The organism is Halobellus ruber (assembly GCF_014212355.1).
Taxonomy (GTDB): domain Archaea; phylum Halobacteriota; class Halobacteria; order Halobacteriales; family Haloferacaceae; genus Haloquadratum; species Haloquadratum rubrum.
Genome location: NZ_JACKXD010000007.1, coordinates 1 through 26,774, shown reverse-complemented (window position 1 = coordinate 26,774; position 26,774 = coordinate 1). Strand labels below are relative to the sequence as shown.

The window sequence follows — 26,774 nt, the reverse complement described above, 5'->3', positions numbered from 1 at the left end:
AGTGTTTCCCGGCGGCGGATGCCTCGTCTGTACAATTGGGACCAGCGGTGAAGAAGATAAGAACGAGTCAGTATACTGTTCTTCTGAATAGGTCGGATTAATCGAACCCGTGGATAGTACGGTGTGCTCGCAGGAATTTCTTATGCGGTCGTAATTGGCTCTCTTCAGGAATCCGAAGCCCTTGACCGTCTAATCGTCTGAATTCTTCGTATCCTCGCTGGTTTTTAGCTTCCTGTACGAGAATACTGTAATCCTCTGCGATGCTGAACCAACCTACATCAAACGCCCAATGATGTAGTTTACATAGTGTGATACCATTACGGAGATCGTCGCTACCATTTCGTTTCTTAGGATAGATATGGGCCGCTTCGATTTCTGGTGCTCCCTGCGGAGACCTTCGTCTAGCTCCGCATACTGCGCAAGAGTTATTGTAGATATCTCTCACTCTCCGACGAAATGCGCTTGACCGTATGATTCGTTCTGTCGGTGTGCGCTTGACCGTCGTTTCGAGTTTAGGTTCTCGACTGAGTCTCGAATTCAGGTCTTCTATAGTCTCTTCAACTGAGCGAATCGACTCACTCAATGGGGCATTCGTGTATCGCTGTATGAAATTCTGAACACTTCCAAAGTCATCTCGAAGCGTCCTATGACGACTCTCTGTGGGGCGTATGAAACCTTGTGGATAATCCATATTGTAGCCGAGGGCGTTATGTACGTCTTTTGCGGGAATTTCCACCTGCTGGACATTGCTAAGATAGATCAGAAATGGCCAAGGCTCCTCTAGATCATTCACCAGTCGCTTTCCGTCATAGGTCGTCCACAACTGATCACCGATGATCTCATCGTATTCTGTGTCAACAACCTCGGCGAGATGTGTGTAGACTCCGGATTTCGTGTAGAACAGTACGATGTCTCCGGCATCCAGTTTCTGCCAATGGACTTCATTTCCGCTGACTGTACCCCATACACTAACTTTTTCATCAAACCCTGAGGATTTTATTCTCGGATAAGTGTCTGTATCCACCCCGTCCAGAACCGTACTCTCGAAATGTTCATATGTTTTAGTTTTATGTTCACGGCTACACGGGGCAAGAAAAATTTGTTTTTTGTCAGACATATAGTCGTATAGTTGTAGATTATAATAAAACTGTTTTGGGAGTCATAGTGAAAAAACTCCGCGACTGAATTAGTCTCTGTGGCCGGCAAAACCATCGAGTTGTTCAGTCCTCTAGTGAATACTCGGGTCGGGCTGGGCAACTCCAGCGAATGTCGCATTCGGCGCAGGTGCCTTCTGAAGGGGCGTCGGCGGGTGTGATGTCGAACCAGTTGCCGGCCTCGCGGTCGGTCTGGATTTGCTGGACTGTGCGTTCGAAGTCTGCTAGTGAGTCCTGGACGGTGTCGTCGTCGAATGTCAACTCGAACATCGCGTCTGTGCGGGTTTCTTCGCCGAGGAAGTAGATGACACCGCGGTCGGGATAGGATCCGCGGGCGTAGCGGTATAGTTCAGCGTAGGTTTTCAGTTGGGCGCTGTAGTCGGTGAGTTCGTGGCCGCTGTCGGGTCTGCGTCCGGCTTTGTAGTCCCAGATTTCCCGGCCGTCGTCGTCGCCGACGAGGACATCGACGACTCCTTCCAGGACGAACTCCTCGCGGTTGCTTTGGAGTCGGCGCTCGGTGTCGATTACGCGTGGGTAGAGTCGGTCGCCTTCTCGGCGGTTGAACCGTTGGATGTACTGTAGCGCCGTTTGTTCGGCGTCTTCGCTCATCGGGTAGATGTTCCGTGTTTTGAGTGCTTCTGCGACTTCGCGGAAGTAGCGTTCTATATCGTCGTCGGTGGGCATGGTGCCTTCGGTTGAGCCGTCGAGTTCGCCGGCGTAGTGTCGGTGAGCTCGGTCGAGTGTTTCGTGGACGACGCGTCCGAAGAACAATTGTGTCACGTGGTTCGGTGCGAAGTCGAGGTCGGTGTAGTAGCCGTACTGTCGTTTACACCGTCTGTAGGCGAGTACGTCTCCTGTGATGCTGTATCGTCGTTTGAGGTCAACGTCGTGGAGTTCTCCGACCGAGCCTGTGGTGTGGTCCAGGAAGTCGTCAGGGGTGTTGATGCGACGTGATCCGTCGAACCAGTCGGTCGTCAGTGCGGTGCCGTCGTCGTAGCCGAGTGTGAGTTGGGTCGGTGTGTCGGCTTGGTCTAGTAAGAGCAGGTCTTCCTGTGCGCGGGAGTAGGCGACGTAGAACCGCCGGATTTCGTCGCGGACTGAGCGTTCGTCTTCGCCCCCAAGAGGTGAGATGTCGGCGTACGGTGCGAGTTCCTCTTCGATCCAGTAGGTGCCGCCGAAGGTCCAAGGCTCGCTGTCGAGGTCGCTGGTGAACACGACTGGGAATTCCAAGCCTTTGGCCTGATGGACGGTCATTACTTGAACGAATCCGGATGGGAGTTGGTCGTGGGGGTCTTGCGGTTCGTCGAAGTCCGTGGCGTGTAGGTACCCACAGAAGAGGTAGTAGAAATCCGCGAGGAACTTGGTTGAGACGGAGTTCGCCCACGACGACGCGGTGAGCGTTGATCGTCCTGAGACGCTGGCGAACGCATCGAACAGTTTTGAGAGCTGCCCGAGTCGTCTGCCGCGGGCGGGGGCGTCGTCGCTTTCGACCCACGTCAGGAACGGGTCGAACGAGAGGATCCGGTAGAATAGGTCCAACAGGTTCAGTCCGAGTGACTCGTCCTCGGTGGCTCGGAGTTCGGTGCCGATCTGGTCGACGTATCGGTCCAGCGCGGTGGCGTCGTGCTGATCGACGTACTCGTCGAAGCCGTCGTACCAGTCTTGGATCTGGCCTGTGACGCGGCCCTGGATGCCGCGTTTCTGCAGTGCATCAAGTTCGGGATCGAGAGCCCGGATGATCGCACCGAGTGCGAATTCGACTTCAGGTTGGTCGAGAAACGCTTTGTTCCGCGGGTTGTGGACGGGGATTCCTCGTTCCCGGAGTGCGGTTACGAACTGGCCTGCCCAGCGGTCGGTTTCTTTGGTGCTTTTGAAGAGGTATGCGACTTGGCTGTAGTCGTCAATGTACCCGGTGTCGTGCATACGGTCGACGAGTTCGGCAGCGATGGCTGCGGGCTCGGCATCGGAGTTGCCTTCAAGAATCGCACGGACGCTTTCGATGTTCTCGGTCCCGTCACGCCCGACTTCCATTGGCTGTTTGCCCGGGGCACGTGCACCGTCGACCTGCATCGCCGGGTGGTTGTCGATGTAGCGATTACACCACGAGATGATGTCTTTCGTCGACCGGTAGTTCGTTCTTAGTTGGACGCTTTCGACGAATGTTCCGAACCGTTCTCGTAACCGTTTCGGAAACTGGATGAGGCACTCGACGGTGCCGCCGCGGAACCGGTAGAGGGCTTGATCGTCGTCTCCGACGACAGTGATGTTCGGCCGATTCATTTCTTCAAGCACCTGGAAATAGAGTTCTTGCTGGAGCGGGTTCGTGTCTTGGTACTCATCGACTAAGACGTGCTGTAACGCCGGTCGTTCCCGGCCGGATTCCCCGTGGATGAATCGCTGTCCAGCCTCAGTATCGATGAATTCGATGAAGCGTTCGAGTAACCGAGCGAAGTCACAGCGTTGCTGTTCGCGGAGCGTTTCCCGGTATTTTTCAAGTCCTTCGGCGCACGCCCGCCACGGTCGGTCTTTGTGGCGTCGGAGTCGGTTGGTTGAGGCGCGGTATTGTGAGACTCGATTGAAGAGTTTCGAGGTAATCTCGGTTGCTTGCCATTTGTTCGGTCCGTGCTGATCGTGTACTTGCCAGCCGTGGAGTTCCTCGAAGAACCGCCAGTCCTCATCTCGGGCATCGATGGCTTCGGGCACCGTGTCCCATTGCCCGTTCAGATCGGAGCCGCTGATGTAATCGACGAAGTCACAGTGCCGGTACATAAACAGTTGCTGGCCGTCTTCGTCGAGCAGTTCGACGTTGGCGTAGTCCTGATACCGGTACTCCTGCATAATATCGTTACAAAGCGAGTGGAGCGTCCCGACGCGGATCTCATTCGCATCGACGGCGTCGCCGAAGCCGATCGCGTCGAGTCTGTCAACGATGCGTTCTTCGAGACTTTGTGCGGCCTTCTCGGTGAACGTTGTCAGCAGGATACTGCCTGGCGGGACGGAATCGACCAGCAGAAGTTTCAGCGTACGGGAGACGAGCACCTCTGTTTTGCCACTGCCTGGCCCCGCAGTCACGTGGAGTGGTCCTTCGTCGTGGAGAATGGCTCGTTGTTGCGGGTCATTGAACGACCAGTCGGGATCGTCGAATCGCTCTTGGTTGGCTTCTTCGAGCCGTCTAACAAACTCGGATTCGTTCAACGGCAGATCGTCCATAGGCCTCATATGTTGTTGAGATTTCAAATAATTGGTCGTGTAGTTTTCAACACCCGGTTTTCGTTGCCGTTCAGGTTAGTTGCCGCCTTGGTGAATACCGGTTTCTTTGAGGCGTTCTGGGTCGGCAAAGGGGTTCTTGCCCGTGATTCGCTCGTCGCCCCCTTTGGTCGTCACCCGCTTGCCCGAATTCAGGGTCGGACGTTTGCTAGTAGTGTTCGTCTTTTCTTGATCCGCGTCTGGTGCTTCCTCTGTTGAGTCGCTTTTTTCTCCCGACTCGGGTTCGTGATCCGTAATAGGCGTTATACGGAGCACGTCTTGGAGAACGAGATACTTCGAATCATTGTGTACTCCGACGATGTACTTTTTGTAGATGCCGGTTACCGCGTAGGTATCGTTGCTGGCGCTGGGTACTTGGCCAGGATTCTCGAACCCGACTACTTGGATCGAGTCGTCGTCGGTGGGTTCGATAAACACGCCCGTGTCGTCGATCGTGACGGGATAAGTGATCTTCTGTCCGGGATCAGCGGAATACAGTTCGTCGTTGAGTGCTGCCGTTTCGGGGGCGCGTGGAACAGCGTCGTGAGTCATATGTTTGAACACCGTGTGGCGAACGGGATGTCAGCCGGCTATCGGTTCGCCCATCAGAAGCACGCGGTCGTATAAAAAGTCGAAAACCGGCCAGGAGTTACAGTTAGTAACCTCAACCGTAGATGGTTGCACAGGCCGAGTTGCCGAGCGGACTCATATGACCAACCATCTCAAACAAGCTGATTCACGAGCCCGTGGAAGGATCGAACCTGTATCACGTCTCGGTTAGATCTTCGTGTATTCCGTCGCGTCAGCCAGCAATTCGTCGAATACGTCTCTGGATCGGAGTGTCGGTTCGTTCCCGACTACAATCACGTCCTGTCCACTAGATAGCAGCGAATAGAGAACTTCGGGGTCGTCAAGTGGGGGTCGAACGATACGGTCCTCGTTCGAGGTGGCGAAGCTGATGATCGTGTGGTCGGCAATCGACCCGTCGAGTTCTTCGGGTCGGCGAACTGGAACATCAACTTCCTTCTCGTCTAGCAGCCGGGCGATTTTGGTGCCGTGTTTCTCGAAGGGCGTCACAACCGCGTCTGGGTCTTCGGCTTCAGCCACCTCGGTGACGATGCGTTCGGCAATGCGATTCGATAGCAGCGCCCGACTGAACTGCGGGAGTTCAGATGGCTCGGCCTGAATAGTCACCTGGTGGTGCGTGGGATCCTCGCCGTCAAGCGGTTCTTTCCCGCTGAGGAATAAGCTCTCGTCATCAATCACGACTACCGTTCCCTTCCGCAGTTTCGTCGCATCGAGTTCGGTTCTGTCCTCGAATAGTTCCCGGGCCGCCATCGGCGAGAGCGGTGTGTCTGTGACATCGAAGACGAGTCGCTGGCCGCTTCCGGTCGCTGCTGGAACTGATGCTTCCAGTTCGACTGTATCAAGCGCTGTTTCCTCGTCGCCTTCGATCCCGAGGAACTGGATCTCTCCGTCGATCGCGTCCCACGGGCCATCGCGGTAGAACTTTCGCAGTGCGGGCGGTGCCTCGCCCTGTAGTTGGAGACTAGCTGCTTCCTCGGTCGGGAATGCTCTGTACCGCTCGAACTGTTGTTCGAAGTAGACATCGAGGCTTGCGTTTGCGGCTGCCGTGCTGAGCAGACGGGGACCGCTCTGGCGAGAATCCCCAATGGCGACGAGACGATCTGCGATGTCGGCGAGGAAGTGAAACTCCGGTTCGGTGAGTCGTTCGGCTCCGAGAAGCACAAGCACGTCGAAGAAGTTCTCAGAGTGGTCACGATTCCCGAACGAGCCCTCCTCAAGTCGGTGGAAGAATTCCCGGCCACCACCAGGACCGGAAAGCCCGGTCGCCTGCTGGATCGTCGAGACGAGCGATCGAGAATCTAGCAAGCGATCTTGAATCTCGTGGTATCCATCGTCATTTTCTATCGCGTCGGGGCCGCCTGTACCATCGAGGCGATAATGATCGCCGTCAGGCTGTGCCGCGACTGCCTGCTCAGCCTGTTCGGGCGTCGCACACAGAACTAAGGCCCGCCGGGCTTCGGTCGGAACGGTCCCGTCCCCACGTGGGTCCGGGTACGGGGCGGTCACGAGTTCCCGGACTAGTGCGCCGAGGTCTTCGGTTCGTCGGGTGCTTACAGGAAGATCGACGAACAACTTCTCGCGGTCGAGATACTCCGGCACTGCTGACGTGGACACGGTCGGTGGAATCTCGTCAGACTCACGCTCGTCAGAAGTGCTGTTTAGTTTGTCACCGGCATTCCGGCGCTGTGCGAAGTCGAGATACGGCAGATATCGATCGTCGATCGTCTCAACACTGAAGGAGTACGTGGCTCTGTACGACGTATCCGGCGCCAGGAAGTCAGCCACGTTGACACCGGGTTCGACGGGGCTAAACAGGAACTGTCCCTCAGATCGACCGAAGTAAATGGCGCGGTCCGAACTCGTTCCGTCTTCGGGTTCGATTCTCACGATTTCTCCCGGTTCGAACGCGGGTACAACCGATTGTGTCGATTCAAATTGGATGACGGTTCCGGCTGCTCGCGCACCGACACAGTCCATTTCGGGGATCCTGTAGCCGGCTTCAGTAAGGACTGTGTCATCGAAGGTATCGACAGCACTTCTGGCGGTCGCGCGCGCCCGTCGCTCTTTCTGGAATGCGACTCTGACACTCTCGTAGTGGTCGATGACCTCTGGGTCACGATATTCGAGTCGCTGATCGCACCGGTCGAACAGTGAACAGTCTGTTGTTAACTCGTTGCCGTCGAACTCGTAGCAAGGCCACCTACGCTCGTTCTGGCAGTGGTAGGTACACGCCGGCGGAAGGGTGTCGTCGGGTCCGGATATCCACTCTTCGACGGCGAATGAACAGCCTTCACACTCTCGGTTGTACGTCGATGGCGGCGCAAACGCATCACCCGTTTCAATAACCTCGTTCCGCGCGTGTAAGAACTCTTGAACATCATCCATCGTAAGTGCTACCTGCTCGAACCGGACACCGTCGCTTTGCACGTTCGGATACACAAGATAGCCGTCCTGACCGTGGTTGACTGACTGCCGGAACGACTGTCCTCGGTCGATGCGTTCCAACAGGAGAGCGAACAGGTAGAGTTTGATCTGCTTGCTATGAGTCCGAACGTCGTCCGTATCCGGTTTGCGGGTTGTTTTGATGTCGTACGGTGTGCCGTCAAGCAGGATATCCACGCGGCCTGCGTACCCATAGTCGTTCGAGAGATACTGTTCAACGCTGACGTGGTCCGCCGAGTCGATCCGGGTGAGGAACTCATCGTCAGTGAATAGCGTCGTCACAGCATCTTTGACGTGGTCTCTTACGTCGAGGCCCGCCCCTGAGAGTACGAGTAATGCCTGTTCGAATCCGAATTCAGCGGCGAACTGGTCTTCGCAGAATGATTCGACAGTCTCGTGTGTCCACGATGCGTCCTGAAACCGGTCGAGGTGCTGCTTGAATGCGTTCTCGGTTATTTTATGAACCGCGTTTCCTCGAAATCGGGCCTCTTGCTCGTAGTTTTCGACATCGAATTTATTTCCTGGATAGACTCGTTTGACGTACCGTAAGTAATACTCTCGTGGACATCGCTCTTGCGTGCGGAGTTTGCTCTTGCTGATGAGTTTCCCGGGATCTCGGATCACGAACGAGGTGACGTTAAGATAGAATGCGTCGTCGCCGCCCCGACGATTCGGGATGGCCCGCAATAGCAACTCTTCGCCACGCTGGAGGGTGAGTCCATCGTTGTGTCCGTCATCACTTTCGGTTGAGACACCAAGAGTGGAAAGGACATACGGTGCGGTGCGTTCGAGATCGGGATGCGGTGGGTCCCCTGCCCAGAAACTGAGGAACGCCTTCTCATCGATGTCATTATGCGGATCATCAATGAGATAGACTGTCAATTCGTCTGTCCCTTCGCCTGGCATCGGGTCGCTTTGGACCCGACAGCGAACGGTTACTTCGGGTCCTGCGTCTGTTCCCTGATCATCGAGAATTGTAGCGAGACTGTGAATCATTGGTCTAACACTGCCGTGAGGAGCCGTCTATTGAGCCGTGCTGCCTGTTGTCCGGTTCCGTGGAGACAGATGGTTGAATCAGTCTTGAGACAGTCGGGACAGGCCGTCACACACTGGACGGTTAACTCGCCGAGTCGCTCGCCGAGTTCGGCGATGTCCCGTCGTCCCGAATCGTCAGCGAATCGCTCGTATGTGGTCTTGATTCGTGGATCGGTGAAGACGTGCCTGTTGAGATGGAGAGCGAGATCCACGACTCGTGGTGTCCTCTCGATCGTTTCCTTGACGGACATATACTCTGTAGCAACGTAGGAGTAGAACGCTGCGAGCTCTCTCGTTTCGAATAGGATCCGTGTCCGTTGTTCGACGCGTGAAAGCAGGTCTTCCTTTGAGTAGTGCTCGAAGTCACCGACGACACCTGACAGTTTCGACTCGGCCAGCGACGTAAACTCGTCGTGATCATTGTGATAGATGTCGTACAGCGTACCGCTTGGGTGGCTACCGAGCAGTTCGATAGTCGCACGATCTGAGGCGGCAGAGTGACATCGTCCCTGCGCTGCGAGTCCTGCTTCAATCCCAACGCTCGGATTCTCCCGTACTTGTTCGTACACCTCTTTTGCGATGCCAGCACCGCCCTGAATCGGATCGTACACCGCGATCCGGGCGACATCGTCGTCACTCTCCTGAAACGTGACATCATACCATAGTTCGAAGGTAGTACCTGAACCGGTCAGGTCGTTCGACCACGTCGACAGTGCGTGTTCCGCCGAGTGGACGAGAATCCGTTCCGCGAAATTCAACAGGAGCGTCTCGTTCCGACACTCGGCCAAGATTTTAGCGACGGGGTCGTAATGGTTCTCGATCGCGTCTAATGCCCGGGAAGCCTCACGTCCTTCGTACCCGAGTAATCGAAGATGGCGCGAGGAGTCCTCTGGGAGTAGCCGCTGTACCTCGTCAATAACACCCGTCCCTGACAGGCTGAACACCCCCATCGGTTCGTTGTCAACGACGCGTCGCCAATAGTCGATTCCAAGCAGGTGTTCAACCAGAGGTTCGATGGCGAAAACGCTCTCCAATGCGTTCTGTTCGAAGAACAACTCTTCCCAAATCTTCGTCTGTAGGAACGCTATCCGGAGATCCCGCTTAAGATACGGGTTTGAATCGATAGCGCGTTTAATATTCGAGCGTAGGGAATCCCGGTCAAGTTCGAAGCTCAGCAACTGGCTTCGCTCCCGACTGGCAACGAAGGCATCCCTTTCGTCTTCTTCGCAGCGGTACCGGATGATTTCCGACCGCGTTCGCTGTGAATCTTCAGGGTAGAGGGTAAGCAACGACGCGTAATAACATCGAATGAACCGACGATCATCATCAAACGAGAATCCGTTGACAATGTCGGCATCTGCGACAGGTGTCGTGTCGGATTCGAGTGATCCTTCGACGTGCTTGAACCAGAGGTAGTTCGTCGTCGGATCCGACGAGAGTGGCTCGTATCGCATTGGCGGGTCACCCGTCCAGACAATACCTTTGTCTTCGATCCACACGTAGTCCGTGTCGTTCTTATCTTCCATCGTCACCCGGACCGTCAGCGGGACGTACACGCGGACCCCCTCAGGATCGAAGGGTAATTCGGCGTAGTCAACCTCGGAGACAGAACCGATGAGTTCGGTAAGCGGAAATGAGTCTGCCCATTCGAACATCGGTCCGATATCGGCGTGACCGAACCGCGTCTCGTGGTCCCAGGCTCCCCGCCACAGGTCGAAGTTCCCCCACCGCTGTTTGTACCCGCCGGGAAGAAAACTGCTGAGCATCTGATTGAGGTTTTCTTGGCCGAGATTGCCATCGCTCTCCCCGTCAGCATTCACGACAGTCACGTTTCCGCCGACTTCCTCTGGAATGAACGTCCCTGAAACGACGTATGGACTCTGTGCTTCCGGGTCCACATCGTACAATCCTGGCAGATCCAGATACGAGTAGTCCTTCGATACGAAGTCTTCGACGTGACCTCGAATGCCTTGGAGACGACCGATTCGTTTGCTTGTCACTTGGTTGTCGTCGGGCCCTTCGGGCGTATCGTCACTCATCGCTCGTTCTCCAGTTCCTGAAGTAATTCGTCGATGTATTCCAGCGCACTCGAATCGCCTTGTTCGACCATCTCGGAGAAGAATTCCCAGTATGGTGTCTCGTCAACGCCGGGGGCAACTGACTCGTTGACGGATGTCAGGAACGTGTCGAACTGCGATAGGACTTCCTCTATTTCGTCGTCATCGCCATCAAAAGCGTTCGAGAGCCAGCCTCGCAATTCAATCCTGTTGTTATCGAAGCACTGCCGAAGATACTCGACGTCTGGACCATTAGAATACGACCCCTGAAACGCTCGTTTTGCATCAATCGTCTCGGAGATATTGAAGTAATCCATAATCGCGGCGGTCATATGTTCAGCACGGATGAAACGATTGTTCTCGTCGAGCGGAATTTTGAGATGGTCGTCGCGGGGCTCGCTGAGGTAGTTTGAGTGGTGGAAATAGTACGAATCAGTGGGTGTCGACCCGAGCACGACAACGGTTATTGGTTCGTCCGCAGCATCGCGCCCACCTCGTCCTTTCCGCTGTAAGAATCCGGGGACGCTCCTCGGTGCCCGGTACTGAAAAGTCCCAATGATGCTCGCGTGATCGAATCCTACCTCTAACGCACTAGTTGTAATGAGCTGGTCCCAATCGTCACCCACTGGCCTCTCGGACCCTGCGATTTTTGTATTGCCGCTGCGGTGGATGGCGACAGTCATATCTTCGAGGTCCAGTTCCCGGTCCCGCATCGTCCACCAGCATTCGCCATCCTGATAGACCGGGCAGGGATTGATGTTCTCGTTCGGGACGACCGACTCACACACGGCATCTTCGTCGTACTCGTCGTCTGTCGCACCGCGGAACAGGTTCCGCGGACAGTCCGGATTGTTGCCGCGCTCGCCCAGAATCGCGTCAGGAAAACGGTACTTGAATAATCCTTCCTCTTCGGCTTCCTGAACGTATCCCCCGAGACGGCTTACCGAGTCAATCGAGTCGACGAACCCGAGAACGCGGTCCTTGTTCACATTGAGTCCCTCTCGGCTGCCCGCCCGTTCTTTCCGCATTGTGTGGAAGAAGCCGAACGCGATTTGAATCATACACGAGAGGTTCGATGCGGTCGTCTTGCTCACGTTTTCCCACTCGTCCCGTGGTCTGTAGACAGAATCCCCGATGGGAACGACCACATCGCGTGGATCAGTCGCTTTTACGAACACGAAGTGTTCGCGGCTGGTCGTGTCCTTCTCGTCCTCAGTCGGACTGATCTCTTCCGCCCGGTCGGTGTCGAAGATACGGCGGGTGAAGTCCTCGGCATTATTGATCGTCGCACTCGACGCGACAAGCGTCGGAGACTGGTTGCGTGCGCGTTGCTTGAGCCCTTGTTTGAACCGTCGCACGACGTTTGCGACGTTCATCCCCGCCTGATCAGTGTATATATGGACTTCATCAAGAACGAGGAATTTCGGGGGATAGGGAGAGTCCCAGAATGCGTCTCGACCGTACTGATCCATAAGTCGCCGATGAAGTGAGTTCTGCGTCGTGACGATTACATCAGCCGGTTTGGATCGGTCGACCGAGGCGTACCTGATCGTATGCTCTGGCGAACGCTCACACCGGAAATATGGCTTCTTGAATTCATCCACGACTTCCAGCGTTCCATCACAGTGCGGACACGGGAGCGTCACGTCTCCCCGCGACCCGTGCTGGATACTGAGTGTCAGCGGTGCCTCTTCGAAGGTAGCATCCAGACTACCCTCGATACGGTTGAGTTCCGTGATGTAGTCGAAAGCTCGCTCAAACTGGTTGTCACAGAGGTCGGTTCGCGGATACGTCAGAACGGCTTTGTTACTACTAATGCCTGCCTTGGAAGCAGTCAAACAATAGGCCAGCGTTGGGAACATAAACGCTTCCGTCTTACCACCGCCAGTACTCGCTGTCACCACGTGGGAGAGTGAATCCAGTCCCGACCGGTCGGTCACGGAATTCAAATAAAGAGCTACGAACGTCCGTGCCTGAAACGCTGCCAGCGAATCAAACTCTTCGGGAAGACCCTCTTCGAAAAACCGACTCATCGTCGTCATCGTCTCTTTGACGAGATCCTCCCATCCACCACCGACCTTATCATCCAGTTCCCACGCTGGATTTGTGTCTTCAGCGGATACCTGGTCGTTGATCTTCCGTATCGGCGTCTGGAAGTCCCGTGCCTTCGCTCTATCCTTCCCCATTATCGGTTGCTCGCGGTCTGCCGACGCGAGTTTGACCATCTTAACTAGATTCGGGGTGAACTGGTAGTCAGTCTGGTCAGTAAGCCGCTGACGCATAAGTGCAAAGTAGCGCGCCATTTCTGCGACGTGGCTCCGCACCTGCTGTCGGTTGTACACGTAGAGGAGTTCGCCGTCATTGACCAACTGTTCCACGAGTCGCTTGAAAACGGCACGCGCGATCCGCTCTCTCCCGCACTCCAATGTATCAACCAGGAGCCCATCTGATCGTAGAACCGATTCCGTGAACGCACTCTCCTCGTTACAATGTTTGTCGACCAATACGTCGAAGATATCCTTCAGAGATGCAGCCGCATCGTAGTTCCCTGCGTTGATCTGTCGGCGGCACGAATCAGTCACTTCGGAGACAAGATCTTCTTGTACCCGCTCGTAGACCATTTCAGTCTCTACGAAGGTCGTCCACGCTCTATTGAGCGTTTCGAGATCGACGGGTTTGTGATCAGTACTCATTTGCCGAATTCAACGTGTACATCGGCCACGTTTCCAGCCTGATACAGTTGCGACAGTTCCTCAATTATCGCGTCTACAGTATAGTCCGTCGCCTCTGCGGTCCTGACAACACTTCCATCGTGCTCGACAAGCAGCTGTTCAAGCCGCTTCGCCTCTGATAGCTCGGCTTTCGAGGTGATTTCGTTACCGAGTTCATCCAGTAACTTCTCTCCATCACCCGCTTTTTTACACGCTGCGACATCACAGTCGACAATGAAGTCTCCTTCCTGGATTGTTTCTGCCAGAGTATCGGCCAACCGTTGGTCTGCGGCCGCCTGTGCGACAAGATCGGACATCCTCAAGCAATCATCAAGAAGAGGTCGTGTCGTCTGCTCGGGAGAGGGCACATTGTCACTCTGAAGTCTCTCTTCAACTTCATCGATTTCCGACTTGATCTCCTCTAAATCGTCACGATAGGCCATCCGATCGTCGTTTTCCTCTCCGAGCATCGCCAGTGATTCGTGGATTCCATCAAGCAGCTTGGATACAATATCGAGATGGACCCGTGCGTGCGTGCGCTCAGGAATCGGGAGTGACTCGTCTAATTCTCGTATCCGCGGTTCTATAGATCTCGGTGATACCCGGTCGTGCTGAAGTACTTGCGCGTATCGTTCGTTCTCAATCAATGTTTCCAGCATCGAACACTGTTGCTGTAACGTATCGAGGGATGGTGACGTATCAGGAGACAACCCGTTCTCCTGGATCTGATCTGCGATTATTGAGAGAGTCGTACAGACACGTTCAGTCGCCGCCTCCGCGATCGTGCGCTGTCGCTCGCGGAATGCGTCAATAACCCCTGCTAGAGTCGTGACACGCCGGGCAGTCTGTTCGGCGGTTCGTATGTCCTGCTCGGAAACTTCGAGCTTTTTATTAAGATCATCGAGTTCCCGGTCCAAATCCCCGATGGATTGTATGACCCAATCAGGGATTGATTCCGTCCTCTCCAACTGCGAATACGTATCACGTACTGTCGAAAGTTGGTCGCGTGTATCTTCAAGAAGCCGCTCAAATTTCCTTACTGTTGAAGAGGTATGACCCATCCGTGATAACAAACTGATAGAATACGGTCGTATTAAAATTAGGGACCGATGCCGGAAGCCCTCAACAGAGTGCTCAACAGTAAACCAAAGAACAGGTATTCAAATGAAGTACTCACAAATTTAATACGCCGAAACGATATAATTTCAGACGGCGCACTATGCGCCTACGGTGATAACCGAACTGAATTCAGCCGGTCGGGCTGTTCACGGATGGTCAGAATCCGTGAATAAGTGGTCGGCTGGCGTCTCGGCCTAACCACCCGAGACACGCCAGTCCTCACGGACTGGCATTCGATCGCCGAAAAATAATCACGTGTTTCTAGTTTAAGTACCACGATACCCATCGGCAGAGTAGAATACGGATACGAGAAGGACCGGGACCACAGATTTATAGCACCGCTGTCAGAACAAGTACACAGAGGTATGCGCGGACCAAAATCTGCGCCCGCCGAGTGCCGGGGAGACCCTCCGGCCACCGTGGCGGTACCACGGTTATCACCGTACACCAATGCAGGCAAAACCACGCTCTTCGGCCGCCGTATCGCCCACAGAACAGAGCAAGTACCGTCCAACGACTGCCCAGCAACCGACAGAAAACGCAACAAACGAGCATCGTCGCTGTCCTGGTTGTGAGTCAATAATCGAGTCGGTGAATGTGACGGAAGCCGTTTGTCCGGAGTGTCATATCGTCGTATCTGAGGAACCAATATCAACGGCCCCGCGGCCGCGCTACGAAGACAGTGGGAGTGACTCGAAGGCCCAAGCAGGAAGTCGGGTCACACATCTGTACGCTGATCGGGGTCTCGGGGTGGGTATCACGGCAAACGTGACTACAGATGAAAATGGCACGCCGCTTTCAGCGACACAGCGTCGGGTAGCACGCCGGAAACCGTGGACCACCCGTCGAACACAGCAGGAGACTAGACTCGACGCCGCTCTGAGCGAGATACGTCGGATGGGCACGGAATACGACATCCCGGATGTCGAACTTGAATACGCGGCCCGTCTCTATCGTAAGGCCCATACTGCGGGGTTGGTCGCTGGACGGTCTGCGAACGGATTCGCAACCGCCTGTCTTCTCGTAGCGGTCCGAAAGAGTCCGCTACAACTCCCCGTTTCCCTGAGAGAACTCGAAGAAGTGGCTCGGGCCACAGAAGACCAGATTAAGACGGCACGTGGGGTACTTGAGGTCCGTATGGAGATCGAGATTCCGCCATTAGAACCACAGGATCTCATTCCGAAGGTTACGTCGGAACTTAATATCGGTGTGCCTGTTGAACAGTGCGCCAAAACGCTTCTCAGAGCGTTCCGGGCAGATGACGAGACCGACTGTCACGGGTTTTCCCCGCGTACGCTCACAGGTGCTGCTCTCCACGCGGCATACGATACCGTGGACTGTGATAATCGTCCAACGCTGTCGCAGTTGTCTGATACCCTTCGTGTCTCGGCAAGTACAATCAGCCAGCGAAAGCGCTATTTGCTTCAGTACACGGGGATATGCGAATGAGTGGGGATCCGGCATCAGGACCGACAGTGTACGTTTCACTGGTAGTTGAGCCTACTCAAGAGGCGGTTATGTCCAGACTGCTTTCCGATGCTGTGTCAATAAAGGGTGGAAGAAATGCTCTGACAACTGACGGCACAGCAGGATGTCAATATCGATATAACGCGATGTTAGCGTATAACGACAACTGGCCCGCCGACTACGCACAGAAGCACGTACCAGTGACGAGAACGGGAGAACGAGCGTGGGATCAACCACTAGGGGACTGGAGCAGGCATATCCGATGGACAACAATACAATCGAACGGCAAAACTGGGATAACCCGAGGATGACCGATTCAGATACGCCAGACTGGTACGGATCAATCACGAACAACGGACAGTTGCCGGCGTTTGCCGAGTTTATCAACTCCGACATCCCGACCGTGGTCGTCCGAGAACCGCAGCTGCAGGCCAGAGACCAGCATGCCCGGGCACAACTGCGTTCTGTGCCGCTATTTCAGATATTCGGATTCGATACCGTGCTCCACACGGACGTGTGGGATAATCAGTATAGACTTGTGGATTACGACCACGTCTCGACCGACGATGTCGATCCTTCAGAGGTATCATTTCCTCTACTACACGTTGTCACACAGGAAGGAATCGACGAATATGGCGAGGAAACGGTAGTTCGGCAACTTGTCAAACGGTCGCTCGACGAGGAGGCACGGTATGTTTTAGTAACGGATACGGCTGCTCCGAAAACGCCGACATACACGATGAAACCGGGAAAGTCCATCGTAGATGAATTCGGAGATATTGCGGTCCGGGATTACGAGCACCTGTCGAGCGAGTTCCTCGAAAATCATCTTGATTCCCACGTGCCGGTCGTGGATACGCGGAACATATTCTTCCACGCGGCATCGACGATTCATCATCGTCAGGGCGCTCCGGCAGGGTCGATAGACGACCTCTTCGATTACACCGAGGCACCGCCAGACAGCCCCGTGTGGGAGTCCATACGATACTTTGTCAGGCACGATTTAGAGAACGTTCTGGACAACTATTCTGAACGGATTCGAGAAGCACTGCGATCCTGGACTGAGCGTGGCGATACCCAACGTGTGGCAAATCACATCTTGGAAGCGCTCCAGATCTGCGAGTACGACCCGAAGATGCTTGAACAATACCGACAGCGTTCCCCAAACCACCGATGACAGCAGACAACTACCGATACGCCGACCTCAAACCCGATGCAACGCTCGTTAATTACAATGCCGTACGGCCAGCCGAACTAAAACTGATCTACCAGGCAATATCGGAAGCAGTCGCAGGACCAATAAATTTCAAACAACTCGAACGGATGTTTACCCTTGATGATAGCAATCATCTAGACCGGTGTGTGCGGTTTTTACATACGGTTGATTTTCTTGAACGGCCCGAAGAACGCGTAGTTGAGCAGATCAACGACGACGTTTTTCCGGAGTTATCATTCGAGGCGAAATTATTACATCACCTGCGGCAGCAGGAGCGCCCACAAGATCACCTAGCGCGAACGCAGGATGTCGCCTTCGAGAAAGCTTCGAGGACACTAGAACGAGATCTCCTACAGACGTATCTCAACAGAGATCTTGATTACATCAACTGGAATGATGTGAAAGTCAATATGTGGTACCGACTCTACGAGGGTATCGGTGTGCTGACATACATTGACTCACGCGAGCTCGTGTTGAGTCCGGCCAGAGCACTGCTGTACGAATTACTGGAGACGTTCGAGCGTACGGAAGACTCGAACGATTTCGGAGAAGCAGTAGCTTGGATAGAGGAGTACTTTATGTCTGTTTTAGCCGATAGACCGGGGACGCCACAACTACACCAGGGTGTCGCAGACACTCTCCAGAATCTGCTTGATGACGGGGTTGTGGATGTGCGCGGTATGGCAGACGCACAGAACGAAGTGAAACTCCCATCGACTCATTCTAGAACTGAGGAACCTGTAATCAAGGAGTTCCATCTTCACGGCCTACCCGCGAGTAATAAGCCAAGTTATCGATATCCATACGATCGTTTCACGGAGGTAAATGTATGACTCGAATGTCCGTTGACTGGGATGACGAGATCGTTCGACGGTATCTGACCCCTGAGTCCCATCAGAAGTCGAGGCCCGAATTCGAGCGCACCCACATCGACATCAATAAAATCAAAAGCGAGTATTTGTTCCCGCATCCAACGAACGACGAGTTCGTTACGCAAGAAGAGTTCCGTGACGCTATTCTGAAATCTAACGTCAGAGACGACAACCGGATCTTTATTCTCCGCGGAGAAACCGGTAGCGGCAAGAGCCAACTGTGTCAGTGGCTGGAATATCAGATCGGCCGCAGCAACGACACTGGCGAGGACGAGACGCACATCGCACTTCACGTCTCACGCAGTCAGACACGTATCGAGGATATTGTTGATATCCTTACCGAACCGATTGATATGGATATCCAAGTCGGGAATGTTGAGGACCTGAACCCCGGAAAGGTTGCGGATGCGATGATCGCAAATCTCGATGCGTATGCGCCGACGGTATTCCAGGAACTGTCGGAAGATGAGGTCCACGACTTGATTGAGGACCGATCGGGAACTGACCTGCGGGGCATCCTTACGGAGAATATTGAGGCATACCAGGAAGCCGTCGCTGGGGATGGTGACGACGAGATTCCGGATCTTATCGACGATGATGACTATCGGGATCTTGCCCTGAGTGCGTTCAATCGAACAACCGGTAAGGATACAATCTATCCGAGTCTCCTTGGTTTTCTTCATGACGAACTCTCAAGTAAACTCAATGTCGGGAACTTCCAAGAGAAACTGGAGCGGATCTCTGATGAATACGTCGAAGCGGGCCTCAGACCGGTGCTTATCTGCGAGGACCTCACGACGTTCAGTGTCCTGAAAGAACAGCTGCTGGACCACATCTTCCAACTCGATAGCGGCCACTATGATGTCGTCCTCGGATGGACGACTGGATGGGAGAAAGATAGTCTAGACAAAGCGCTCGGGACGAGCGAAAACACCTACACGTATATGAAAGACCGTGCTGAGGGGTATCTCAGTACGACCGACGAAACAGGTCAGGCGTACTTCCTCACTGAAGATGTCACTGTCGAGCTCGCTCGGAAGTACGTCTCGGTCATCCGAGAAGAGTCGAATGAAACACTAGATATAGGTATTGATGAAGACGACTTCGACGGACTATACCCGTTCAATGCAGAATTCGTCCGCCGTGCTTACGAACATCTCGTTCAGGATGGTAACGAGCGGCGCACGCCACGGTTGCTGCTCATCCGTATCATCCGAGAGTGCTTGACTTCGAGAGCCCCACCGTTCGAATCGATCGATGGTAATCCCTATGTCAAGCAGTTCCCAACGCCTGTCTCTCTCGACCTTCCAGCCGATGTTCAGAATTTAGCGAAGTGGTACGGCATCCCGACGGCAGAACAAAATATCGAACTGCCACGTGGCATCTTCGAGATCTTCGATGTCACGGTTCCGGACGGTGTGTTGGCCGACGATGATCCGGTGGTTCTCGGCGGAAAGGGAGGGGGTCCTCAGCGGGAGTTCCGACTTGAACAAGTTGGTGGAACGATAGAACCAGGAGCGACTATCTCGATTGAAACGACGCTCAATGGTCGCCCCGAAGCGGACGCCGATATTGAACTCGATGGGGGATCAGTCGGGTTTACCGACGATGACGGCCGGTACGACTTGGTCTTACCAAACGAGGAAGGTGAAGTGACCATTACAGCCCGGAAAGCAGACCTCTCAGATTCACAGACGTTCAGTGTCGGGACGGACTCACTGAATCTCTCACCGAATCCTTCCCGTCCGGACGAGGGTGAAGAGGTAACGATAACTGCCCGATTCAATGGTGAACCAATCAGTGATGTCCCCCTGTATAAAGATGATGAGCAGGCCGGGAAAACCGATGCTGACGGGCAATTAACGGTTGTAGCCGATAAGACGCCTGAGATGACGATCCGTGGAGAAATTGACGGTGTCGAGGATGAGGTGACGGTACAGGTTCTCACCGCGGGCGGGAATTATCCCGTCGAAGTAACGGTCACTCCCGATGAAGTCGACCAGCAACGGTTTGAGTATGAGCAGTGGCTCAAGACTGGTGACGAGTATCCGAGTTCAGACACGCTGAGAGAGGGTGCGGTTACTGTTCTTGAAAAGTGGCACGACCCGACTCGCCTTGCGAACGCCAATGCATCGGCAACGGGTGTCGCTGGCATTTATTATGCCCGTGGGTCCGAAACTCCGGTGTCGATACAATCGGTGAACGAGCGACAGGGATTGAGTATTGAACTCCCGTTCGGAACTGAACACAACGATATCTATGAACCGCTGCTTTGGTGCGGCCTGAGTGAAAACGATGCGCTTCCCAGCGAGGAGCAGTACGAATTGAATTATGATTTGTTGCGCGGATGGGTTGACGATAACGTCGCGGAATTCCGGTCGGCGATGCGGGACGATATCGAATCTTGTCTTCCAGACGACTGGACCATCGAACAGTTCATCATCGTGGCGCAGTACCTCTTACACAACGCCTCTCGCGGAACCACAGAGCTCTCACGACAATTGGTTTTCGAAGAATTCGAGACATCTGAGGAGTATGCCAACCCAGTCCGAGAGCGCTTCGCAGACAGCCACGCATACCGCGAATCCTATAACAACCTCACGAAATCAAGTAGTCACCCAAGTGACCTGGCAGAGGGATTCTTTAAACTGAAAGAGAACTTTGTGGACGAACAGCGTCTCTCAGACGCATACGGGGTAGTCAAAGCGAACCTTGAAACCTATGTTACAGAGGCAATGTACATCGACGACGACTTGGCCGATGCCTACCGTATCGGGAATTACCGGTCGGATGCGACGATACGCCTCAACTCTCTTCTCAAGCGGGTCAGGGAGTATGCCCAGGAACTGAATTCCTTGGGAGGGGACGATGTTGAGCACATCATTGAGGCGGTCGATCAGATCGATACTTGGTTCGACGAGAGTCACAACGTTCCTCAACTACGAGAACTGTACGAGGACCTCTATGAGGCGGTCGGAACGCTCGACGTGAATATAAAAGAGCGGTGGGAGAAACAAAAAGAACGACTTGAAACAGGAGATGAGATCCGCTTTGCGGCTTTTCAGTCCGATATTGAGACGTTCCGGAGCGTACAGTCGGCTACTGGCCCGGAGTTACTCGAGCTGCTCCATCGTTTTGAGGAAAGCCGGAACGAGCGTGTCGAGTGGGAAATATACGAGGCTATCGACGAGATGATTACGGCAGCAGAAGGCGTTGAGGTTCCGGACACAACCTATGTGCTTGAAGAGGAAGTCAAGCGTTCCGATGAGATGACTAAGTTGATACAGACGAATGCGACCGTTGAAGAAAATATCGGGGGTGGAAATTGATGTCCCAGTCAGGCGATTCACTCGCATCGAGAGTGAACGAAATCAGTACGAAGGCCGCGGAATATGAAACTGCGGACAACTTCGAGGCGAAAAAACAGCGCTACCTCGGAAAATTGGACTCAGTAGAGGACGCGCTCGATAGACTCAATCGTCGAGTCCAGCGGATGGAGTTCCTCGCAACCATTCTCGTTGATGTGGTTGAGGGCAAGGACGAGGTTCCCGGAACCGTTGAGGATGCGAGACGACAGAGTCGATCCGTCGTCGATTATGATAAAGACTGGTATTACCAGCAGGTTGATGCGGATTCAATCGGCGACTACGAACAGAAAGTTCAGCAGGCGCAGAAGAAAGTCAAAGAAGCAACAAATCAACTCGAAAACGAACTGGATGACGTGGAGCAGCGTTGGCAAAATAAACTGAACGCCGCTCGAAACGTTCAGAAGTTGTTCGGGCACTCATCTGATAAAGCGCGGATGTTCAACGAGATTGAAGCCTTTGTCGAACGTCGGATGAAAGATGATTCGGAGTCGATCTCGTCGCTGCGCTCCGAATGGAGCGGACTTCAAAAGCAGTGGAATAAAAGCGGAATGGATTGGCAGACCTTTCAGAGAGAAAATAATTTATCTGATAAGACTATTGATATTCTTCAAAGGCTGGCAGAGGGACGGAGTATTCAACTCAGAAAACTCGACGGAGACATCGCTAAAGAATTGCTGTCGGTGGATGAGCTTCGGGACGTGGTGAAAATCAAGATCTGACTGATGGACAACCCAGCAAGACGCGCGGAGGCGATGGTCGAAGCGTACCGGAATCATTTCGTGGGCCGGGTTGGTCCGGCAGCCCGTAGCGTTGCGAACCGTTATCAGTGGACGCCCGACACTGAAGAGTCGGTTTTGGGAGTACGAGGACCGTATTTACAAGCGCTTGATATCCCTAACTGGAGCGAACAGTCGTGGGAGTCGTTCTGTCGGAGTCAAAATATTAATCCACTCATCAGGACAGCATTCAGCGATCTCGGATTCCGTCGTCTCTATCGGTTCCAGGAGCGAACAGTCGAGACTGTCAAGCGTGGTGAGGACACGGTCGTCACTGCTGCGACTGGCCGCGGGAAGACGGAAGCGTGGTTGGTTCCGATTTTGGACAGGATTCTCGATATGAAACGCGAGGATGCTGAGTCAACCGTCAAAGCAATGTTAATTTACCCGACAAAGGCGCTTGCACAAGACCAGTTCAAGCGCCTTGTCCAGTATCTTTATCTCATCAATGAGAAGTGGCCATCCTCAGAGCAGATCACCATCGGCATCTATGACGGTGACACACCGACGAACGTTGGGTCGAAAGCACAGGGCTACCTACAGTCCTCATTCAAATACTTCGACTGTCCCGGCCGGAACGAGGATCTTGAGAAGTGTCGTAACTGTGGGCAAGGAGTTCGCATTCATCACGCCGGACAACGCTACGAACTACAACCAGAGAAGCGCAAGTGCGTTGATGACGTGCCGTTAGATTTCATTCGCCTCACCAAGAACCAGATCCTCACCCAGGGCGTGGATATCCTTCTCACGAACCCCGACACAATCAACCGAAAACTCATCAATATTAATGCACCTGACGAGCACGAAGCATTCATTTACGAACCCGAGTTTCTTGTTTTCGACGAAGTTCACACGTATGACGGTCTGTTTGGCAGTTACACTGCGACGCTGACCAAGCGCCTTCGGGCCCTTCGGGCGGAGCGAGACTGCGATGATCTACAGGTGATAGCGAGCTCGGCGACTGTCGATAACGACGTGGAACTCTTTCGGAAAGTTAGTGATGCACAATCGATTACGCACGTCGATGAAGAACCCCGGACACTGAACCCCGATTCGGTTAGTGAGGTTCCGAACGCTATGGTAGCAACCGAATTGACCGATACCGATCTGCTGGCCTTCGCCCGCAACGAACGGACACCTTCCCTTCTTTCCAACGTCGAGTTTGATGTTGATCCCGAGAAGTTTGATAATGAACGACTCCGGGAACTCCTACAGGACACACTATTCGACCATTTCACTGAGGCGACGGACGATCCGGTCGTCAACACCGTCCAGCATCTACACAGGGAGTTAGCTGAAAACCCTCAAACATACGACGATGTGCTGGAGTTTCTACAATCTGAATTTGGACTTGAACCAGGGGAAGCGGAGACAGTCCTCAAGAACTTTCAGACCCTCGGGACTTTCTCAGGTCTGCTGGAGAATAGAACGCACCTGTTCTCTTGGCCCATCGACGGATTCTACGGTTGTATGTCGTGTGATGCGGTATATCGCTCGCCACGTGAGTCTTGTACGAAATGTGGTTTCGATTTCGTCACCCGAACGGCGTATTGCCGCGGGTGCGACGACGAAGCGCTGATTGCGTGGTACTGTCCGGAATGTGAACAACTCGAACCGTACCAACCGTCCGATGAGGGCGAGCAGACGTTCGAAAACGATCACTACTGTCAACGCTGTCGTCACGCCCGTGATGAACTTATTCGGTCGCTTCGAGTGACATTTCATCCACATCTCGAATGTCAGGAGTGCGGATATGTTACCGAACGATCTTCGAGACAGGAGTGCGAGCAATGCGGGACCGATATGGTCCACACCGATACGGAAACGCTCTCGTGTCCGAACCCGGAATGTGGAGCGACTCAACCGTACGAAAGCGGGTGCCCTGTCTGTCAGGGCCAGCAACGACCGGTCACCGGATCTGGCGAAGTGGATTGCCACAACTGTGGGCAAACTCACGACGCTGGTACCGGGAAAGTCTGTGAGTGTGGAACGCCTGTGAGTCAAACCCGTTTCCTGCCGTGGGTTTGTCGTAACGGTGACTGTGACCGGACCTACTTCGATCAGCCACCGGATTCGTGCGATTGCGGATCATCCCACACGTTCGCAAAGGCAGGACTGTTCGAGGTGTTCGTTGATACGTACTGTGAGGACTGCGAGACATCATTCCTTGCTGAACGGACCTGTGACTGTGCTGGAGATTTCCGCGTTCGAGAAGGCGCATTCCAAAGGTTTCAGACGTTCGAACCGGACGGCACGATTCGGTCTGTGAGCAGTTTCCGGCCCGTAGCACCCTGTACACATCAGTCACTTCGCTACGACCCGGATCGACGCTATGACGAACTGATTCGGGGGCCTGGAAACGTTGCTGTCACAACGTCACAATATCTGCTTCGCAAAGTCTCAGAAGACGAGGGATTCGAATCGGCTAAACTCCTTTCGTTTGCTGACTCACACCGCGATATGAAAGAAATCGACCGTGACTTCAGTGAACCCGAGGTCGGAACCCTGCTTGATCAGTGTCTACTTGAAGCAGTTCGGGAATCAGCAACAACCTGGCCGACACTCGACGCAGTACTCGACGCTGCAGTGGAACGAATCGACGCGCTTCACGATATACTCGCGCCACCAAATGATATTCAGAACCTCACCTTCGATCTACGTTCGGAATTGATTGGAACGGCCCGCCGGCATATGGACACTGAAGAGGCTATCCGTGACCGATTGCGTCGACGAGCGATCCCGCACCGCTACAGCCCTCGTTATCGAGAATACAGCGGGTCGTTGGTCAGTGATGGTATCCTCGATGTGAGAGTGGTACCGGAAGTACACGACGCAATCTCAAAGCACGAACAGGCAGTCCTTCGTGGGCTCGTTGATGCCGGGAACGACGCTCCAATAGACGAGATTTCTGAAACGGATGGCACTGCCATCGATCGACTGGAAGAGAGAGGTATTCTGAACGTTGAGGGAGATTATGTCTATTTCAACCCGAGTGTAGTTGAACTTACTCAGGCAGGCGAGGATGATCACCTTCGCTATAATCCGAACAATCGGAGTATCGAACCTACGCTCAATGCGCAGTACGGGCTTCGATCGGAATCATCAGTCCCGTTCGATACTACGATCGACGACTTGGCGGCACCCACGCACCCACGATTCACGGCACGGGCTTATCGAGCACTCTACTCGGAGACTCGCATCCTTTTGAGCCGAGTGTACCACGGTATGACGGATAAGCGCGAACGCCGTGAACTGGAGTATCTCTTCAGGGAAGGCAACTACCCGCATTTTCTTTCGTCGGGACCGACTATGGAACTCGGTGTCGATATCGGAGCACTTGATGCGTTGTTGCTCTACGGAACCCCGCCCAATATGAACGCGTATCTTCAACGGATTGGTCGTGCTGGCCGGAGTTCGAACGCCTCATTGGTCCACTCAGTAAGTCAACGCAACCCCATTGACTATTATTATTATGACCAGCCAGAGGATCTGATGGCTGCAGACCCACAGCCGGTGCCGCTTAAGGAACATAACCGCGAGGTGTTGCGCATCTCGCTGACGTGGGCCGTGTTCGACTACATCGCCGCGAACTTCGTCATTCCGTGGGATGTCGAGCGATATGGGCGGTACAAAGACGTGTCCGGCGGCCACACGTTTCATCCGCGTCAGCCATCTCCTGAGGATGACGCGGCAAAACTGACGCACGTGATGTCGGCGCGGACGAAGGCGCTCGACCTCGATACTGATCACTCACAATTTAGTGAACTTGCGACGATTGTACACGACTACCGTTCCGATATCGAGAATCATCTTAAATCACTGCTTGAATACCAGTTTTGTCCGCTGTGTAGCCGGAAATACAACCGCGAGGAAGCCGTCAACCACTGTAGAGAGGACGGTTGTGACGGGAGAATAAAAGACGCAGGTGATGAGTTTGGTGATCTCGTAAAGGAAGCCGTCGACGAGTTCGCAGAGAGATATCTGGAGAGCTATACTGGGTATATCGATAATATTGATGAAGAGTTGACGTCAGTGACCCGACAAACACGGGAAATCAAACGTGACAGGCGTCGAGCATCATCCGATCAGGAAGCGCAACAACTCCGAGAGGAACACGAGACGCTGATTGATAGGAAGTCGGCACTCAAAGAGCAGAAACAGCGTGTCCAGGGGCTCTCGTACGTCGATTTCCTGCGTGAGTCGCGTCAGAGTCGCTACGCTTTCGATATGCGAACGGTCGCCGAGAGCGTCTCCGTATCGTTAGTTGACAGTGACGGTGACGAGTACACGACACGGACACTCGGCGACGACGATGGACGGAATATTCAGATAGCCATCAGTGAACTACATCCCGGTGCGGCGTACCTCGATGGTGGAGATACGTATGTTGTCTCGCATCTTACCACGGACGATTTCGAATCCTCAGAACTTCGAAAACGAGTTGAGGATGCTGAATCCGCAGAACTATTAGAGAAGTACGTTTGTCCGGGTTGCTGGGAAGCGTACGAATCCCCAGATGTAATATGCGAATGTGGAGCCGACACACCGCCGAAACGACAGCGCCTGGTCTCACCAGATAGCGTGACGGCCCACCGATCAGACCTTCTGTTCTCCAACGGAGCACATACTGCCCGGGAGATGTACAAGGAGGCCGACACTGACGTTCAGAACACGTATGCTAAGCGTGAAACTTCTGTTCTCTCGTTTGATGTCGAAGAGACCT

At 54.0% G+C, this 26,774-nt stretch carries 13 protein-coding genes; 6 read left to right on the top strand and 7 right to left on the bottom strand.

The genetic code is table 11. The annotated features are described in order from the left end of the window. Positions 1-97: 97 nt before the first annotated feature. The 7 genes from H5V44_RS15915 to H5V44_RS15885 form a co-directional block, all read right to left on the bottom strand. Positions 98-1,117 (bottom strand): HNH endonuclease, encoded by a 1,020-nt coding sequence (locus tag H5V44_RS15915; RefSeq protein ID WP_185194129.1) that lies wholly within the window; start codon positions 1,115-1,117, stop codon positions 98-100. A gap of 103 nt (positions 1,118-1,220) precedes the next feature. Continuing rightward, complete coding sequence (locus H5V44_RS15910; RefSeq protein WP_185194128.1) at positions 1,221-4,364, bottom strand: ATP-dependent DNA helicase; 3,144 nt, start codon at positions 4,362-4,364, stop codon at positions 1,221-1,223. A 75-nt stretch (positions 4,365-4,439) separates the two neighbouring features. After that, positions 4,440-4,952, bottom strand: coding sequence for a hypothetical protein (locus H5V44_RS15905; protein ID WP_185194127.1), 513 nt, complete (start codon positions 4,950-4,952; stop codon positions 4,440-4,442). A gap of 225 nt (positions 4,953-5,177) precedes the next feature. Next, positions 5,178-8,336 (bottom strand): RecB family exonuclease, encoded by a 3,159-nt coding sequence (locus tag H5V44_RS15900; protein ID WP_185194126.1) that lies wholly within the window; start codon positions 8,334-8,336, stop codon positions 5,178-5,180. A gap of 86 nt (positions 8,337-8,422) precedes the next feature. Then, positions 8,423-10,504 (bottom strand): hypothetical protein, encoded by a 2,082-nt coding sequence (locus H5V44_RS15895; RefSeq protein ID WP_185194125.1) that lies wholly within the window; start codon positions 10,502-10,504, stop codon positions 8,423-8,425. Beyond that, entirely contained in the window at positions 10,501-13,215 is a 2,715-nt protein-coding gene (locus tag H5V44_RS15890; protein ID WP_185194124.1) for a DEAD/DEAH box helicase, read from the bottom strand. Before H5V44_RS15890 ends, H5V44_RS15895 begins: the two co-directional genes overlap by 4 nt. Continuing rightward, entirely contained in the window at positions 13,212-14,150 is a 939-nt protein-coding gene (locus H5V44_RS15885) for a hypothetical protein (RefSeq protein WP_185194123.1), read from the bottom strand. Before H5V44_RS15885 ends, H5V44_RS15890 begins: the two co-directional genes overlap by 4 nt. Before the next feature lie 652 nt (positions 14,151-14,802). Between H5V44_RS15885 and H5V44_RS18215 the strand changes: the two genes are divergently transcribed. From H5V44_RS18215 to H5V44_RS15855, 6 genes are all read left to right on the top strand, one after another. Beyond that, complete coding sequence (locus H5V44_RS18215; protein ID WP_394354561.1) at positions 14,803-15,801, top strand: hypothetical protein; 999 nt, start codon at positions 14,803-14,805, stop codon at positions 15,799-15,801. 280 nt (positions 15,802-16,081) lie between these two features. Further along, the gene (locus tag H5V44_RS15875; protein ID WP_246404060.1) at positions 16,082-16,996 is read left to right on the top strand and encodes a hypothetical protein; all 915 of its coding nucleotides are present in this window, start codon (positions 16,082-16,084) and stop codon (positions 16,994-16,996) included. Next, positions 16,993-17,868: a hypothetical protein gene (locus H5V44_RS15870; protein ID WP_185194121.1), complete on the top strand. Its 876-nt coding sequence runs from the start codon at positions 16,993-16,995 to the stop codon at positions 17,866-17,868. The genes H5V44_RS15875 and H5V44_RS15870 overlap by 4 nt, the downstream gene beginning before the upstream one ends. Continuing rightward, positions 17,865-21,236: an S-layer protein gene (locus tag H5V44_RS15865; RefSeq protein ID WP_185194120.1), complete on the top strand. Its 3,372-nt coding sequence runs from the start codon at positions 17,865-17,867 to the stop codon at positions 21,234-21,236. The genes H5V44_RS15870 and H5V44_RS15865 overlap by 4 nt, the downstream gene beginning before the upstream one ends. Continuing rightward, positions 21,236-21,994 carry a hypothetical protein gene (locus H5V44_RS15860; protein WP_185194119.1) on the top strand — a complete coding sequence of 253 codons (759 nt, stop codon included), beginning with the start codon at positions 21,236-21,238 and terminating at the stop codon, positions 21,992-21,994. The genes H5V44_RS15865 and H5V44_RS15860 overlap by 1 nt, the downstream gene beginning before the upstream one ends. Before the next feature lie 3 nt (positions 21,995-21,997). Next, positions 21,998-26,774, top strand: a 4,777-nt coding sequence (locus H5V44_RS15855) for a DEAD/DEAH box helicase (protein ID WP_185194118.1), incomplete at its 3' end; no start/stop codon positions are given.